The organism is Roseovarius sp. MS2 (assembly GCF_051447875.1).
Lineage (GTDB): Bacteria > Pseudomonadota > Alphaproteobacteria > Rhodobacterales > Rhodobacteraceae > Roseovarius > Roseovarius mucosus_A.
This window is the reverse complement of record NZ_JBKHVF010000001.1, coordinates 4,103,697-4,118,456: the sequence shown is the minus strand read 5'-3', so window position 1 is coordinate 4,118,456 and position 14,760 is coordinate 4,103,697. Positions and strand designations below refer to the sequence as shown.

Sequence of the window (14,760 nt, the reverse complement as noted above, 5' to 3'; positions counted from 1 at the left end):
CCCGGCAATTCGCGGCCCGCTGTCCGCGTCACAAAAAGAGGATACCCGATGGAAGCCTTTAGCCAGTTCATCCCGCTCATTCTGATCTTTGCGATCATGTATTTCCTGTTGATCCGCCCGCAACAGAAGAAGCTCAAAGAGCATAAGGCCATGATCGGCGCACTGCGCCGCGGCGATCAGGTGGTGACGCAAGGCGGCCTGATCGGCAAGGTTTCCAAGGTCAAGGATGACAGCGAGATCGAGGTGGAACTTGCTGAGGGCATCAAGGTGCGTGTGGTGCGCGCCACCATCGCACAGGTTCTGTCCAAGACTGAGCCTGCCGAGGGCTAAGCCCCCGCTCCCCTGCGAAAAACCTCTGAAAGGGCAGGAACATGCTGCAAATCGACCTGTGGAAACGCCTCTGTATCTGGGGGACGGTGGCCCTTGGTCTGATGCTCGCCCTGCCCAATGGGTTTTACGGAAAGGTCGAGCGGCATAATGACGCCGTCGTCGCCGTTGAGGCGGGGGCTGATCCGGCCTCGGTGGCCGATGATCTGGCGCTTTGGCCCGATTGGATGCCCTCAAGCCTTGTCAATCTGGGGCTTGATCTGCGCGGGGGCGCGCATCTTTTGGCCGAGGTCAAGGTCGAAGATGTCTATCAGGCGCGGGTTGAGGGGATGTGGCCCGAGGTGCGCGATCTGTTGCGTGAAGAGCGTGACAGCGTGGGGCCCATCCGGCTGCAGCAGACCGATGCGCCCGAATTGCGGGTGCGCCTTGTCGAGCGGCCCGAAATGGCCACAGAGGCCGCGGCGCTGGTGCGTGGGCTGGCGCGGCCTGTTACCGATGTGCTGACTGGCGTGGGTGGCAGCGATATCGAGGTGACAACGGACGGTGCGGATATCATCATCCGGCTGAGCGAGGCCGAGCAGCGCGCGACCGATGATCGCACCGTGCGGCAATCGCTGGAAATCATTCGCCGTCGGATCGACGAGGTGGGCACGCGCGAGCCGACCATCCAGCGCCAGGGCGCTGACCGTATCCTGATTCAGGTGCCGGGGATTGGCAGCGCAGCCGAGTTGAAGGCGCTGATCGGGACCACGGCCCAACTGACCTTCCAGCCGGTGATCAGCCGTGCCGCGAGCGCTGATGCGCCCGCGGGCGCAGGTAACGAGGTGCTGCCGTCACTGGACGAGGCGGGCGTTTACTACATTCTGGAGCGCGCGCCCGTTGTGACGGGCGAGGAATTGGTCGATGCACAGCCAGATTTCGACCAGAACGGTCGCCCGGCGGTGTCGTTCCGGTTCAATCCCACGGGTGCCCGCAAATTCGGCGATTACACGGCTGAGAATATCGGCAATCCCTTTGCTATCGTGCTTGATGGCGAGGTGATCAGCGCGCCGGTGATCCAAAGCCATATTGCCGGCGGGTCGGGCATCATCACCGGCAACTTCAATGTTGAGGACAGCACGCAACTGGCCGTGCTGTTGCGTGCGGGTGCGCTTCCGGCGGGGCTTGAGTTTCTGGAAGAGCGGACGGTCGGGCCGGAGCTTGGGGCCGATAGTATCGAGGCGGGCAAGCTGGCCTGTCTTGTGGCCTTTGCGCTTGTGCTCGTTTACATGATCGTGAGTTACGGCATTTTCGGCATCTTTGCGAATATTGCGCTGATTGTGAACGTTGGTCTGATTTTCGGCTTGCTCAGCCTAATCGGGTCTACGCTGACCTTGCCGGGGATCGCCGGGATCGTGCTGACCATCGGGATGGCGGTGGACGCCAATGTGCTGGTGTTTGAGCGTATCCGAGAAGAGATGAAATCGGCCAAGGGCGCGGCGCGGGCCATTGAATTGGGCTATGAGAAGGCGATGAGCGCGATTGTCGACGCCAACATCACCACCTTCATGACGGCGCTGATCCTCTATGTCATGGGGTCTGGTCCGGTGCGTGGCTTTGCCATAACGCTGGGGCTGGGGATTGTGACTTCGGTCTTTACCGCTCTGTTTGTGACGCGATTGATCACAGTGATGTGGTTTGAGCGCAAGCGGCCAAAAACGGTGTTGGTCGGGCGCGGTTTCCGGCTCGTCCCGGAAATCACCTCTTGGGATTTCTTTAGCCGGTGGAAGCTGTGGTTGGGGATTTCCGGGGTGATGATCCTTGTGGCGTTTGGCTCTTTTGCCGTGCAAGGGCTGAATTTCGGGATTGATTTCAAGGGTGGCACCACGATCCGGACGCTCAGCGCAGAACCTGTTGATATCGGGGCCTATCGCGCTGCGACCAACGATCTGGGGCTGGGCGATGTAAGCATCACAGAGGTGTTCGATCCAACCTTTGGCCCGGAAGAGAACGTGGCAATGCTCCGGATTCAGGCGCAGGACGAGACCGAGAGTGTCACCCCCGAAACGATCGCGGCGGTCGAGGCGGCCTTGCAGCAGGCTGTGCCGGATATCCAGTTCACATCCGTGGAGAGCGTTGGCCCCAAAGTATCGGGCGAGTTGATCAAGACGGCGGTGCTTGCCGTCGCACTCGCCATCGGGGCGGTGCTGGTTTACATCTGGATGCGGTTCGAGTGGCAATTCGCGGTCGGGGCGGTGATTGCGTTGGTGCATGACGTGGCGCTAACCATCGGTGTGTTTTCGGAACTGCAAATCCAATTCGATCTCGCGATCATCGCGGCCCTTCTGACGCTTGTCGGCTATTCGCTTAACGATACGGTGGTGGTGTTTGACCGGGTCCGCGAGAACCTGCGCAAATACAAGCAAAGGCCGCTGCGAGAGGTGCTGAACCTGTCAATCAACGAGACGCTGAGCCGCACGATGGTAACGTCACTGACCACGTTGCTGGCGCTTTTGGCCTTGTATGTCTTGGGGGGTGACGTGATCCGGGGCTTTGTCTTTGCCATGATCTGGGGCGTGATCGTCGGCACCTATTCGTCGATCTTTGTGGCCAGTACGGTGCTGATGTGGCTGGGTATCAAACGCGACTGGTCTAAGCCGGATGCCAATGCGGGCACGCAATTCGCCAATATAGATGCCTGAGGCAATCAGCGCGGTCTGGGCGACGCCCGGCCTGGTCTGGCTATTGCTGGCGATTGGGCTGGCAGGGATCGTGCGGGGCTTTACCGGCTTTGGAACGGCGTTGATTTTCGTGCCCGTGGCGGGGATTTTTCTGCGGCCAGAGATCATCGTCGGGGTGATCACGCTGACGGGAATTGCCAGCACTTCGGCACTGTTGCCGCGCGCGTGGTCGCAGGCGGACCGGCGCGAAGTGGGTATCTTGGCGCTTGCGGCGCTTGTGACCGTGCCGATTGGTCTGTGGCTGATGGGGCGGCTTGACCCGGTCAGCATCCGGTGGGTGGTGGCCGCTGTGGGCGCAATCACATTGGCGGCGCTGATCACCGGGTGGCGGTTCTCGGGACAGGTGGGCCGCCCCATGCTGCTCGCGATTGGGGCTGTGGCCGGCGTGATTGGAGGGCTGACAGGGTTGACCGGCCCGGTGGTAATCCTGTTCTACCTCGCGGGGCAGTCGGCGGCGCAATCGGTGCGCGCGAATACGATCCTGTTTCTGGCTGCGCTGGATGTGGTGATCGTGGCCAACCTCCTTTTACGCGGGGCGATCAATGGGCAGATTTTCCTTTTGGCGCTGTTACTTGCGGTGCCGTATTTCATTTCCTCATTGATTGGGCAATCGCTCTTTGACCCGCGTCACGAGCGGCTTTATCGTTGGGCGGCTTATGCAGTGATCGGTCTTGCGGTGGTGAGCGGGCTGCCGATCTGGGGCAAGGAGGGGTAAGCCATGCGCATGACGGAAATCAGTTTTAGCGGGGCGACGCCGATTGATGGCTATGGGCCGGGATTCTTTCGGGTTGCCGGACAGGTTATGGAGGGCGCGATCCTTGTCACACCGACTGGGGCGCGCACCTGGGGCGGTTATGAAGACACCGCGGCACTGATGGCGCTTGCGACGGAGGTCGATGTGGTCTTTATCGGCACTGGCGCAGAGATATCGCATATTCCCAAAGGGTTGAGAGATGATCTTGAGGCGGTGGGGTTGGGTGTTGAGACCATGAATTCGCCCGCTGCTTGCCGGACCTATAACGTGCTTTTGTCCGAAGGGCGCCGGGTGGCCGTTGCGTTGCAACCGGTGTGACGATCCGCGCGCTGATGGTGCTTTTCCAAGGTCTCGCATTGGGTTAAGCACAGCGCATGATGCTGCAAGTCTCTGATCTGACCATTGCGCGCGGCGGGATACCCGTGCTGGAAGGGGTGCGTTTCACGCTATCCCCCGGTCAGGCGCTTGTGGTGCGCGGTCCGAATGGCATCGGCAAGACCACGCTCTTGCGGACGATCGCGGGCTTGCAGCCGCCGGTTTCAGGCCGGATCGACGTGCCCCCCGAAAGCCTTGTCTATGCCGGGCATGCCGATGGGATCAAGGCCACTCTGACGGTTGCGGAGAACCTGAAGTTTTGGGCGGAAGCCTTTGGTCGAAAAGACTATTCCCAGGCTATTGAGGCATTCAGGCTGACCGCGCTCTCGGCCCGGCTGGCGGGGGCGCTGTCGGCTGGGCAGAAGCGGCGCTTGGGGTTGGCGCGGCTTTTGGTAACAGGGCGGGCGATCTGGGTGCTGGATGAGCCGACCGTGTCATTGGATACTGAGGCGGTCGCGATGTTTGCCCATGCCGTGCGCGGGCATCTGGCGACGGGGGGCATGGCGCTTATGGCGACGCATATCGACATTGGGTTGAGTGAGGCGCAGGTGCTTGATGTTGGAAAATACAAAGCCAAGCCGTTGATGGACAATGATTTTGATGGGGCATTTCTGTGATCGCCCTCCTGTTTCGTGATATTCGGCTGGCGATGCGTGCCGGTGGTGGCTTTGGTCTGGGTTTGTCATTTTTCCTGATTGTCGTGGTTCTGGTGCCCTTTGGGGTGGGGCCGCAAAGCGCGCTCCTTACGGTGATTGCCCCCGGTATCCTGTGGCTGGGTGCGTTGCTGGCGTGTTTGCTGTCGCTGGATCGCATTCTGGCACTGGATTGGGAGGATGGTAGTCTTGACCTTCTGGCCACCTCGCCCTTGCCGATGGAGGGGATTGTCAGCGTCAAGGCGTTGGCGCATTGGCTAACCACGGGCCTGCCTTTGGTGGCGGCGGCACCGGTGCTGGGGCTGCTGCTCAATCTCTCAGAATCGGGCTATAAGTGGTTGATAGTATCACTTTTATTGGGAACACCTGCGCTTAGCGTCATTGGCACTTTTGGGGCGGCGTTGACGGTCGGGCTTAAGCGTGGGGGGCTGTTGCTGAGCCTGCTTGTGCTGCCGCTTTATGTACCTACATTGATTTTCGGCGCAGAGGTGGCGCGACGTGGCGCAGAGGGGTTTGACGTGACCACGCCGCTGTTGATGTTGGCGGGGATTACCTGCGGCACCATCGCGCTTTTGCCTTTCGCCTCGGCTGCGGTATTGAGGGTGAACCTACGTTGATGACACAGGACATGCGATGAACCTGAACGCACTCTGGGAATATGCCAATCCCAAGAAATTCATCCAGACCACCGACCGGTTTTTGCCGTGGTTCGCGGGGCTGGCGGCGGTGACGTTGGTGGGGGGGCTGGTCTGGGGCTTTTTCTTTACGCCTGAGGACTACCGCCAAGGATCGACGGTGAAAATCATTTATTTACATGTGCCTAGCGCGCTGATGGCGATCAATGCCTGGCTGATGATGCTGATCACATCGCTTATTTGGATCGTGCGGCGGCATCATGTGAGCGCGCTGGCGGCACGGGCAGCGGCACCTGTGGGAATGGTGATGACCGTGATCGCACTGGTGACGGGGGCCATCTGGGGACAACCGATGTGGGGCACCTGGTGGGCCTGGGACCCGAGGCTAACCAGCTTTCTTATCCTTTTTCTGTTTTATCTCGGATACATAGCCCTGTGGGAAGCCATCGAGAATGACGATACGGCAGCGGATCTGACCAGCATTTTATGCCTTGTCGGATCGGTCTTCGCGTTGCTCAGCCGCTATGCGGTGAATTTCTGGAACCAAGGCTTGCATCAGGGTGCCTCGCTCAGCCTCGATAAGGAAGAGAATGTGGCGGATGTATTCTGGTATCCGCTGCTGGTCTGCATGGCGGGATTTGTGTTTCTTTTCATAGCTTTGGTTTTGATGCGCACGCGCACCGAGATCCGCGCGCGGCGGATGCGGGCGCTTTTGGCGCGCGAGAGGATGGGGGCATGATGCCGGATCTGGGGAAATATGCGGAGGCGGTTTTATCGTCTTACGCGGTGACGATTGCGCTTATCGCGGTTTTGATCGTGCTCAGTGTGCGGCGGTCTAATCGTGTGAAGAAAGAGCTACAAGAAGTTGAAACTAAGGTGAAATCCAATGGCTAAGCTTTCTCCGATGATGGTTTTGCCGCTGGTGATCTTTGCCGGGTTCGCCGGGTTGGCCTTTGTTGGGTTGCAACGGGATAACCCCAATGAGCTGCCTTCGGCACTGGCTGGTAAGCCGGCGCCGGTGGTGGCGGTGACACCGCTTGGCGACGGAAAAACATTTGGTGACAGTGACTTGCGCGATGGAACTGTGACGCTTGTAAATTATTGGGCGAGCTGGTGTGCGCCCTGTCGCGTGGAGCATCCCAATCTGGAGAAGCTGGCCAAGGATGGCATCACGATCTATGGGGTGAATTACAAAGATAAGGCTGATAACGCCTTGAATTTCCTAAAAGAACTTGGAAACCCCTATGCCGCGATGGGCGCGGATGCGACGGGGCGGATGGCGCTTGACTGGGGCGTTTACGGCGTGCCTGAAACCTATGTGATTGATGGCAATGGCAATATCGTGCTGCGCTTTGCCGGGCCGATCACCGAGCGGGTGATGCAGAGCACGATCCTTCCTGCGATCGATGCCGCGCGCTAGGCGCTATTGGCCCCGGCGCGCGCGACCTTACATTTTGTAAGGTTTGTAAGCTGATTTTGTAAGGTCTGGCTGCGCGCGTCATTTCGGGGCTGCGCAATCCTGCGTGGTCGCGTGCTGCGGGCAGGTGGGCTTTGCTGGGTTGTCGCCATAGGCACCGTAAACGGCGAGCAAGCTGATCAGCCCGGCCTGGGCGAGGATGAGTGCGGTGGTGCGCATGATTTACCCTTTCTCAATCTTCTGCCCTCAAGATTGGGGCGTGGCGATCACGAAAAAAGGGGAATCACCGCAGAATGACAGCAGGAGCAGCGCATCGGCGGCGAATGGCCGGAAATTGGGCAAGGGTGGCGGAACCCTGCGCAAGATATGAAAAAGGCGGCCCGGATGAGGGGCCGCCCTGTTGATGAAGCCGCGGGGTTTGTCAGGCCGCGGATTTGGCGAGGTTGCGCAGCACGTAATGCAGCACGCCGCCGTGTTCGATATATTCGATCTCGATCGCGGTATCGATCCGGCATTTGAGCGTGATCACCTTGGTCGTGCCATCGGCATAGGTGATGGTGCAGGGCACCTCGGCCAGTGGTTTGATCGTATCAAGACCCGAGATGGCCACGGTTTCTGCGCCGGTGAGGCCCAGCGTCTTGCGCGTGTCGTCGCCTGTGAACTCGAACGGGATCACGCCCATTCCGACGAGGTTGGAGCGGTGGATACGCTCAAAACTCTCGGCGATCACCGCCTTGACGCCCAGAAGCGCCGTGCCCTTGGCCGCCCAGTCGCGCGAAGAGCCCGCGCCATATTGTTCGCCGCCAAAGATCACAAGCGGCGTGCCCGCGTCCTGATAGGCCATGGAGGCGTCAAAGATCGAGGTCTGCGCGCCGTCCGGTCCCTGGGTATAGCCGCCCTCGACCCCATCGAGCATCTCGTTGCGGATGCGGATATTGGCGAAGGTGCCGCGCATCATCACCTCGTGGTTGCCGCGCCGCGAGCCGTAGGAGTTGAACTCGCGCACGGGCACCTGACGCTCTGTCAGGTATTTGCCAGCGGGCGTGGTTTCCTTGAAGGAGCCTGCGGGAGAGATGTGATCGGTTGTGACCATATCCCCCAGGAGCGCCAGAACGCGCGCGCCGGAGATGTTGGAGATGGTGCCCGGTTCCTTGGCCATGCCTTTGAAATAGGGCGGGTTTTGCACATAGGTCGATTGCGCGGGCCAGTCATAGGTCTCGCCTTCGGAGGTTTCGACCGATTGCCACATCTCGTCGCCTTTGAAGACATCGGCATATTTCGACAAGAACGCCTCGCGCGTTACTGTGCGTTCGACCAGTTCGGCAATCTCTTTTTGGCTGGGCCAGATGTCCTTGAGGTAGACCGGATTGCCATCCTTGTCGGTGCCCAAGGGCTCGGTGGTGAGGTCGATATTCATATCGCCCGCGATGGCATAGGCCACGACGAGCGGCGGGGAGGCGAGGTAATTGGCGCGCACATCGGGGGAAATGCGCCCCTCGAAGTTGCGGTTGCCCGAAAGGACGGAGGTGGCCATCAGATCACCTTCGGCGATGGCCTCGGAGATTTCCTTTTGCAGGGGGCCCGAGTTGCCGATGCAGGTGGTGCAGCCATAGCCCACGAGGTTGAAGCCCACGGCATCGAGATCCTCTTGAAGACCTGCGGCCTCGAGATAAGCGGAGACCACCTGCGAGCCGGGGGCGAGCGAGGTTTTGACCCATGGCTTGCGGTTGAGGCCAAGCGCGCGCGCCTTGCGGGCGACAAGGCCCGCGCCGATCATCACGTAAGGGTTGGAGGTGTTGGTGCAGGAGGTGATCGAGGCGATCACGACCGAGCCATCCCGGATGCTATAGTCTTCGCCCTTGACCTTGACCGATTTGCGCGGGTCGGCGGCGACAGCGGTGGCCGGTCCCTCGGCGGCCATGTCGGCGGCGGCGGGGCTGGCATCCTTGCCGCGGTATTGCGACACGACGTCAAGGAAGGAGGTGGCGGATTTGTCGAGGGTGACGTAATCCTGCGGGCGTTTCGGGCCCGAGATGGCGGGCACGATGGTGCCCATGTCGAGATGCAGCGTGTCGGTATAGACCGGTGCGTAATCGGAGCCGCGCCAGAAGCCGTTTTGCTTGGCATAGGCCTCGACCAATTGCACGCGGGCCTCATCGCGGCCGGTGTTGCGCAGGTAGCGAAGCGTCTCGTCGTCAATCGGGAAGAAGCCGCAGGTGGCGCCATATTCGGGGGCCATATTGGCGATGGTGGCGCGATCCGCCAGCGGCAGGTGATCGAGACCGGCACCGTAGAATTCGACGAATTTGCCGACCACGCCTTTTTTGCGGAGGAGTTCCACGACTTTGAGCACGAGATCGGTGCCGGTCGTGCCCTCGACCATGCGGCCTGTGAGTTCAAAACCCACGACTTCGGGGATGAGCATGGAAATCGGTTGACCCAGCATCGCGGCCTCGGCCTCGATCCCGCCGACGCCCCAGCCCAGCACGGCCATGCCGTTGACCATGGTGGTGTGGCTGTCGGTGCCCACCAGCGTATCGGGATAGGCCACAGTCTCGCCGTTCTGGTCGGTGTCGGTCCAGACGGTTTGGGCGAGATATTCGAGGTTGACCTGGTGGCAGATGCCGGTGCCCGGCGGCACGACACGGAAATTGTTGAAGGCACCCTGGCCCCATTTCAGGAACTGGTAGCGCTCCATGTTGCGCTCATATTCGCGGTCCACGTTCATCTGGAAGGCGCGGGGATTGCCGAATTCGTCGATCATCACCGAGTGGTCGATGACGAGATCGACGGGATTGAGCGGGTTGATCTGTTGGGCATCGCCGCCCAAGGCCACGATCCCGTCACGCATGGCGGCAAGATCCACCACCGCCGGAACGCCGGTGAAATCCTGCATCAACACGCGCGCCGGGCGGTAGGCCAGTTCGCGGTTGGCGGTGCCGCCATTGGCCGCCCATTCTGAAAAGGCGCGAATATCGTCAAGCGAGACGGTTTTGCCATCCTCGAAGCGCAGCATGTTTTCCAGCACCACCTTGAGGGCAGCGGGAAGGCGCGAGAAATCGCCAAGACCGGCCTCTTCGGCGGCGGCGATCGAGTAATAGGCGACCGACTGGTCGCCGATGGTGAGGGTCTTGCGGGTCTTGGCGCTGTCTTGTCCGACGCTGATGGGCATGGGCCGTCCTTTCATGGTCGAGGCTGGATCACTTGCTTTTGCTTCTGACCGATTTGAAACGTCCGATCAAGAGGGGCGCGAGAATATTTGTATACTATTGCACACAATTGATCAATATTTCAGGAAATCACTTTGGACTCTCGAAACCTTGATTGGTTATTGCGATCCACGAGGCCTAGGTTCCATTGGGCGCGGATGTGGTATGATCCGCGGGCAAACAAGCACACCGAGTGGGAAGACACGATATGCGACACGTGGCGGCGAGCGTATTGGGGGGATTTTATCCCTGTGGGCGGTGCAGGCAAGTGCCGGTGACCATCCTGTTGTGGTAGAGCTTTTCACGTCGCAGGGCTGTTCCTCTTGCCCGCCTGCGGATGCCTATTTTCTTGACCTTGTGACGCGCGATGATGTGATCGCTCTGTCGCTGCATGTCGATTACTGGGATTACATCGGCTGGGAGGACAGTTTTGGCAGTCCTCATAACAGCAACCGGCAGCGTGGGTATGCGCAGGCGAGCGGCCGCACGATGGTGTATACGCCGCAAATGATCATCAACGGGGCGGATCACGTGGTGGGCACGCGGTTCGGGGATGTTGAGGCCCTGATCGCGCAGCACCGCGCGCGGGAGCAAAGCGGCATCGCCGTCGAGGTGGTGCGGGACGCAGGCAAGGTGCGGATCAAGGCGCGGGCCGAGCCTGCGCGCAGGACGCCATTGATGGTGCAACTGGTGCGTTATGTTCCCGAGCAAACGGTGAAGATTGCCCGTGGCGAGAATGCTGGCAAGACCATCACCTATGCCAATATCGTCACGGATATAACGCAGGTTGCGGTCTGGGACAGTCGCAAGCCGCTTGATCTGGATGTGGCTTTGGCGCGCGAGGATAAGGCGATTGTGCTGTTGCAATATGTCGATTTCGGCACGATCGAGGCCGTGGCCTATTTGCACTGAGGGCACTGTTTTTCAAGCAGGCCAGTGATTTCGCGTATTTTTGGAAGGATGACAGCCGCGGGCGGGCGTGACGCGCGCAGGCTTAGCCGCCTGTATGGCTCATGTGGCGCGAGACGCGGCCATCGACGGTCTGGCGCGAGTAGTCGAAATCGTGGCCTTTGGGTTTGCGCGTGATGGCGGCGCGAATGGCGTCTTCGAGCATAGCGTCATGGCCGGGGTTGTTGCGCAGGGGCGCGCGCAGGTCTGCCATATCCTCTTGGCCGAGGCACATGTAGAGCTCGCCGGTGCAGGTGAGGCGCACGCGGTTGCAGCTTTCGCAGAAGTTATGGGTGAGTGGCGTGATGAAGCCGATTTTCTGGCCTGTTTCCTCAAGGCGCACGTAGCGGGCGGGGCCGCCGCTGCGCTCGGTCAATTCGGTGAGGGTGAAGCGGTCGCGCAGGCGGGCGCGCAGATCGGAGAGTTTCCAATACTGGCCCAAGCGGTCCTCGTTGCCGATATCGCCCATTGGCATGACCTCGATAAAGGTGAGGTCCATGTCGCGCGATGCGCACCATTCGGTAAGGGTAAACAATTCGTCTTCGTTGAACCCTTTGAGCGCCACAGTGTTGATCTTGACGCGCAGCCCGGCGTTTTGGGCGGCGTCGATACCTTTGATCACCTGCGCCAAGCGGCCCCAGCGGGTGATATCGGCGAATTTCTGATCATCGAGCGTATCGAGCGAGATGTTCACCCGGCGCACGCCGGCCGCATAGAGATCGGCGGCGAAGCGTTCCATCTGGCTGCCGTTGGTGGTGAGGGTCAGTTCCTTGAGGGTGCCGTCCTCTAAATGACGGGTCATGGCGTCGAAAAACGTCATGATGCCTTTGCGCACCAGCGGTTCGCCGCCGGTAATGCGCAGTTTTTCGACGCCCATGCGGATGAAGGTCGAACAGAGGCGGTCGAGTTCCTCGAGCGTGAGCAATTCGCGCTTGGGCAGGAAGGTCATGTTTTCAGACATGCAATAGACGCAGCGGAAATCGCAGCGGTCTGTCACGGAGACACGCAGGTAAGAGATGGCGCGCTGGAACGGGTCTATCAGAGGTGCTGTCATGGCGTAAATCTAGGCGGGGGGGCGCGGCGGGGCAAGGGACAAGTTGGCCGTTGAAGGGGCAAGTTTCGGGGGGTAGGGTGGACAAATGAGATATTTGATCATGATCTTGGGTGTTTTGGGCATGGCGGGCTGTGCGCAGGTGGAGCGGGTGTTCGCGCCGCGCGCAGAGCCCGCGCCCGAGGTAGTGGCACCGATGACGCCGGACGATTTGGACGTGACAACGCCCGCCGAGCGCAAGGCGGCGCGCGTCGAGGCTGCCACGGCACGGGCCGGGGCGCTGGGACCCACTGTGGCGTCGCTTGGATCACCGGCTGAGCCGGGGCTTTGGCTGAAGACGCCGCTTGTGGATGCGCCCGCGCGGGGGCGGGTGGATTATGCCGTGACCGGGCAGTCGGTGGCGGTCGACCTTATTCCGCTTGACGCGGTGCCGGGGTCGGGCAGCCGATTGTCGCTGGCGGGGTTTCGGGCCGTTGGGGCACCCCTGACGGCGTTGCCGGAACTGCAGGTTTACCGGCTGGCAGACTAGGGCTGCGCGTCTTTTCCTTTGTGTTTCGGGCAGGGGCGCTCTATCCGCTGGCGAGAGGCGGTAAGAGGGCAGGGCATGCGCACGGTGGTTTTCGATCTGGATGGGACGCTGGCGGATACCAGCGGCGATTTGCTGGCGGCGGCAAATGCCTGTTTTCGCGATATGGGCGCGGGTGATCTGTTGCGGGCGGACACCGATTCGGGCGTTGCGCTGCGCGGCGGGCGGGCGATGTTGCGGCTGGGGATGGAGCGGCTGGGCCGCGCCGAGGATGAGGCCACGATTGACCGGTATTACCCGGTGCTGCTGGAGGCCTATGCCGAGGCGATTGATGTGCATACGGTGCTATATCCCGGCGCGATGGAGGCTGTGGCGCAGTTGAGCGAAGACGGCTACCGCGTGGCCATTTGCACGAACAAGCCGGAACGTCTGGCGCGAATTCTGTTGGAGCGGTTGGGCGTGCTTGGAGCGTTTCAGGCGTTGACCGGGGCGGATACGCTGGCGGTGCGCAAGCCCGATCCGGAACATCTGCGCGAGACCGTGCGGCGGGCGGGCGGTGATCCGGTTCGTGCGCTGATGGTGGGCGATACGGTGACGGATCACGATACGGCGCGGGCGGCGGGCGTGCCGTCGGTGCTTGTGGGGTTTGGCCCCGGTGGGGGCACGGTGGCGGCCTTGAAGCCTGAGGCGGTGATCGGGCATTATGACGAATTGCCGGGCGTGGTGCGGCGTCTTATCGGCTGAGCCGCAGGGCGGTTTCGGGTTTTCTGAAGGAAGGGGGGCTGGCCTGCAAAACCATTGACGCAAGGCCAGACGCGCCCCAAAACAAGAGCATGACAGAGAGATTCACAGGCAATTTCACGCAACAGGAGCCGATCCCCGAAGAGGGGATCGCGGCGGCGCTCGATGTGCTGCGCTCGGGCCGGTTGCATCGGTATAACCTCGTGGGCGAGGAGGCGGGGGCGGTGGCCTCTCTCGAGCGGGAATTCGCGGAGTATACGGGGGCGCGCTATGCGCTGGCGGTGACGTCAGGCGGCTATGCGATGGCCACGGCGCTGCGGGCCTTGGGTGTGGGGCCGGGGGATAAGGTGCTGACCAATGCCTTTACGCTTGCGCCTGTGCCCGGTTCGATTGCCAGCGTGGGGGCGGTGCCGGTGTTCGTGGGTGTCACCGAGGCGTTGACGATTGATCTGGAGGATCTGGCGGCCAAGGTGGATCAGGCAAAGGTCCTGATGCTGAGCCATATGCGCGGGCATCTGGCGGATATGGATGCGCTGATGGCGATTTGTGACGCTGCCGGGGTGACGGTGGTCGAGGATTGCGCGCATACGATGGGGGCGGCGTGGCGCGGTATCCCTTCGGGGCGTTGGGGCAAGATCGGATGCTATTCCACCCAGACCTACAAGCATATGAATTCCGGCGAGGGCGGGTTTCTGATCACCGATGACGAGATGGTGATGGCGCGGGCGGTGATGCTGTCGGGGTCTTACATGCTCTATGGGCGGCATGGCACGGTGCCGCCGGCAGAGGTGTTCGAGCAGGTCAAATATGACACGCCCAATGTGTCGGGGCGGATGGATCATCTGCGCGCGGCGATTTTGCGGCCACAGTTGCGGGCGCTGGATGCGCAATGTGAAAAATGGAACGCGCGGTACCGCGTTGTCGAGGAGGGATTGCGCGGCACGCCGGGGTTGACAGTGGTCGAGCGCGCCGAGGCAGAGCGCTATGTGGGATCGTCCATTCAGTTCCTGTTGCTGGACTGGGACGGGGGCCGGATTGCGGATGTGTTGAAGCGGTGTCTGGCGCGCGGGGTCGAGCTTAAGTGGTTTGGTGGGGCGGAGCCGGTGGGCTTTACCAGCCGCTATGACAGTTGGCGCTATGCGCCGTCATCGCCGATGCCTGCGAGCGACCGGATCTTGCGCGGGATTGTCGATATGCGGCTGCCGCTGACCTTTAGCCTAGAGGATTGCGCGCAGATTGCGCGGATCATCCGGGCAGAGGTGGGCGCGGTGTATCAGGCGCAGGGCGTTTAGGGGGCGGCCTAGAGCGGACAGTCAGGGTGCCCCCGCGCGGAACAAGGCGCGGCACGCGCCGCCGCGCGATCGCTGGGCCGTCCCGCGGCCTAGCGATTTTGATGTGTAGCGC

16 protein-coding genes are annotated in these 14,760 nt (G+C 61.2%); 13 read left to right on the top strand and 3 right to left on the bottom strand.

Annotated features, from left to right (window positions below; all coding sequences use genetic code 11):
• Window positions 1–48 precede the first annotated feature (48 nt).
• Genes yajC through ACLGGT_RS20090 form a run of 9 tightly spaced genes read left to right on the top strand, consistent with a single transcriptional unit; the run spans window position 49 to window position 6,884 of the window.
• Window positions 49–330 (top strand): preprotein translocase subunit YajC, encoded by a 282-nt coding sequence (gene yajC / locus ACLGGT_RS20130; protein WP_008282540.1) that lies wholly within the window; start codon window positions 49–51, stop codon window positions 328–330.
• 41 nt (window positions 331–371) lie between these two features.
• Window positions 372–3,008, top strand: coding sequence for a protein translocase subunit SecD (gene secD / locus ACLGGT_RS20125; protein ID WP_437197361.1), 2,637 nt, complete (start codon window positions 372–374; stop codon window positions 3,006–3,008).
• Window positions 3,001–3,762, top strand: a complete 762-nt coding sequence (locus ACLGGT_RS20120) for a TSUP family transporter (RefSeq protein ID WP_437197360.1) — start codon at window positions 3,001–3,003, stop codon at window positions 3,760–3,762. The genes secD and ACLGGT_RS20120 overlap by 8 nt, the downstream gene beginning before the upstream one ends.
• 3 nt (window positions 3,763–3,765) lie before the next feature.
• Window positions 3,766–4,119, top strand: a complete 354-nt coding sequence (locus tag ACLGGT_RS20115) for an Mth938-like domain-containing protein (RefSeq protein ID WP_008282537.1) — start codon at window positions 3,766–3,768, stop codon at window positions 4,117–4,119.
• Window positions 4,120–4,175: 56 nt separating this feature from the next.
• Entirely contained in the window at window positions 4,176–4,793 is a 618-nt protein-coding gene (gene ccmA, locus ACLGGT_RS20110) for a heme ABC exporter ATP-binding protein CcmA (RefSeq protein ID WP_081506525.1), read from the top strand.
• A complete protein-coding gene (ccmB, locus tag ACLGGT_RS20105) occupies window positions 4,790–5,446 on the top strand; it encodes a heme exporter protein CcmB (RefSeq protein ID WP_422000619.1) in 657 nt (218 codons plus the stop codon). Before ccmA ends, ccmB begins: the two co-directional genes overlap by 4 nt.
• Window positions 5,447–5,462: 16 nt before the next feature.
• A complete protein-coding gene (locus ACLGGT_RS20100; protein ID WP_219434671.1) occupies window positions 5,463–6,203 on the top strand; it encodes a heme ABC transporter permease in 741 nt (246 codons plus the stop codon).
• A complete protein-coding gene (gene ccmD / locus ACLGGT_RS20095) occupies window positions 6,200–6,358 on the top strand; it encodes a heme exporter protein CcmD (RefSeq protein WP_008282533.1) in 159 nt (52 codons plus the stop codon). Before ACLGGT_RS20100 ends, ccmD begins: the two co-directional genes overlap by 4 nt.
• Entirely contained in the window at window positions 6,351–6,884 is a 534-nt protein-coding gene (locus tag ACLGGT_RS20090; RefSeq protein WP_437197359.1) for a DsbE family thiol:disulfide interchange protein, read from the top strand. Before ccmD ends, ACLGGT_RS20090 begins: the two co-directional genes overlap by 8 nt.
• 78 nt (window positions 6,885–6,962) lie before the next feature.
• Here ACLGGT_RS20090 and ACLGGT_RS20085 read toward each other — a convergent pair whose 3' ends face one another.
• Together ACLGGT_RS20085 and acnA are read right to left on the bottom strand one after the other, a co-directional pair.
• Window positions 6,963–7,100: a hypothetical protein gene (locus tag ACLGGT_RS20085; protein ID WP_008282531.1), complete on the bottom strand. Its 138-nt coding sequence runs from the start codon at window positions 7,098–7,100 to the stop codon at window positions 6,963–6,965.
• 202 nt (window positions 7,101–7,302) lie between these two features.
• Window positions 7,303–10,053: an aconitate hydratase AcnA gene (gene acnA, locus ACLGGT_RS20080; RefSeq protein ID WP_037298535.1), complete on the bottom strand. Its 2,751-nt coding sequence runs from the start codon at window positions 10,051–10,053 to the stop codon at window positions 7,303–7,305.
• 325 nt (window positions 10,054–10,378) lie between these two features.
• On the opposite strand from acnA, the gene ACLGGT_RS20075 reads away from it, so the two are divergent.
• A complete protein-coding gene (locus ACLGGT_RS20075) occupies window positions 10,379–11,002 on the top strand; it encodes a DUF1223 domain-containing protein (RefSeq protein ID WP_437197358.1) in 624 nt (207 codons plus the stop codon).
• Window positions 11,003–11,084: 82 nt separating this feature from the next.
• On the opposite strand, the gene moaA is transcribed toward ACLGGT_RS20075, so the two are convergent.
• Window positions 11,085–12,092, bottom strand: coding sequence for a GTP 3',8-cyclase MoaA (gene moaA, locus ACLGGT_RS20070; RefSeq protein WP_037298531.1), 1,008 nt, complete (start codon window positions 12,090–12,092; stop codon window positions 11,085–11,087).
• Between the two features lie 85 nt (window positions 12,093–12,177).
• On the opposite strand from moaA, the gene ACLGGT_RS20065 reads away from it, so the two are divergent.
• From ACLGGT_RS20065 to ACLGGT_RS20055, 3 genes are all read left to right on the top strand, one after another.
• Entirely contained in the window at window positions 12,178–12,618 is a 441-nt protein-coding gene (locus ACLGGT_RS20065; protein ID WP_437197357.1) for a hypothetical protein, read from the top strand.
• Between the two features lie 75 nt (window positions 12,619–12,693).
• On the top strand, window positions 12,694–13,359 hold the full coding sequence (locus tag ACLGGT_RS20060; protein ID WP_081506518.1) for an HAD-IA family hydrolase: 666 nt from the start codon (window positions 12,694–12,696) through the stop codon (window positions 13,357–13,359).
• Between the two features lie 89 nt (window positions 13,360–13,448).
• The gene (locus ACLGGT_RS20055) at window positions 13,449–14,648 is read left to right on the top strand and encodes a DegT/DnrJ/EryC1/StrS family aminotransferase (protein WP_437197356.1); all 1,200 of its coding nucleotides are present in this window, start codon (window positions 13,449–13,451) and stop codon (window positions 14,646–14,648) included.
• Window positions 14,649–14,760: the final 112 nt, after the last annotated feature.

Bases quoted from the DNA above. Each gene is read 5' to 3' on its own strand.
- ACLGGT_RS20120 (WP_437197360.1), top strand. From the start codon at position 3,001: ATGCCTGAGGCAATCAGCGCGGTCTGGGCGACGCCCGGCCTGGTCTGG.
- ccmA (WP_081506525.1), top strand. From the start codon at position 4,176: ATGATGCTGCAAGTCTCTGATCTGACCATTGCGCGCGGCGGGATACCC.
- ACLGGT_RS20065 (WP_437197357.1), top strand. From the start codon at position 12,178: ATGAGATATTTGATCATGATCTTGGGTGTTTTGGGCATGGCGGGCTGT.
- secD (WP_437197361.1), top strand. From the start codon at position 372: ATGCTGCAAATCGACCTGTGGAAACGCCTCTGTATCTGGGGGACGGTG.
- ACLGGT_RS20060 (WP_081506518.1), top strand. From the start codon at position 12,694: ATGCGCACGGTGGTTTTCGATCTGGATGGGACGCTGGCGGATACCAGC.
- ACLGGT_RS20100 (WP_219434671.1), top strand. From the start codon at position 5,463: ATGAACCTGAACGCACTCTGGGAATATGCCAATCCCAAGAAATTCATC.
- ACLGGT_RS20055 (WP_437197356.1), top strand. From the start codon at position 13,449: ATGACAGAGAGATTCACAGGCAATTTCACGCAACAGGAGCCGATCCCC.
- moaA (WP_037298531.1), bottom strand. From the start codon at position 12,092: ATGACAGCACCTCTGATAGACCCGTTCCAGCGCGCCATCTCTTACCTG.
- ACLGGT_RS20115 (WP_008282537.1), top strand. From the start codon at position 3,766: ATGCGCATGACGGAAATCAGTTTTAGCGGGGCGACGCCGATTGATGGC.
- ACLGGT_RS20090 (WP_437197359.1), top strand. From the start codon at position 6,351: ATGGCTAAGCTTTCTCCGATGATGGTTTTGCCGCTGGTGATCTTTGCC.
- ACLGGT_RS20085 (WP_008282531.1), bottom strand. From the start codon at position 7,100: ATGCGCACCACCGCACTCATCCTCGCCCAGGCCGGGCTGATCAGCTTG.
- yajC (WP_008282540.1), top strand. From the start codon at position 49: ATGGAAGCCTTTAGCCAGTTCATCCCGCTCATTCTGATCTTTGCGATC.
- ccmD (WP_008282533.1), top strand. From the start codon at position 6,200: ATGATGCCGGATCTGGGGAAATATGCGGAGGCGGTTTTATCGTCTTAC.
- acnA (WP_037298535.1), bottom strand. From the start codon at position 10,053: ATGCCCATCAGCGTCGGACAAGACAGCGCCAAGACCCGCAAGACCCTC.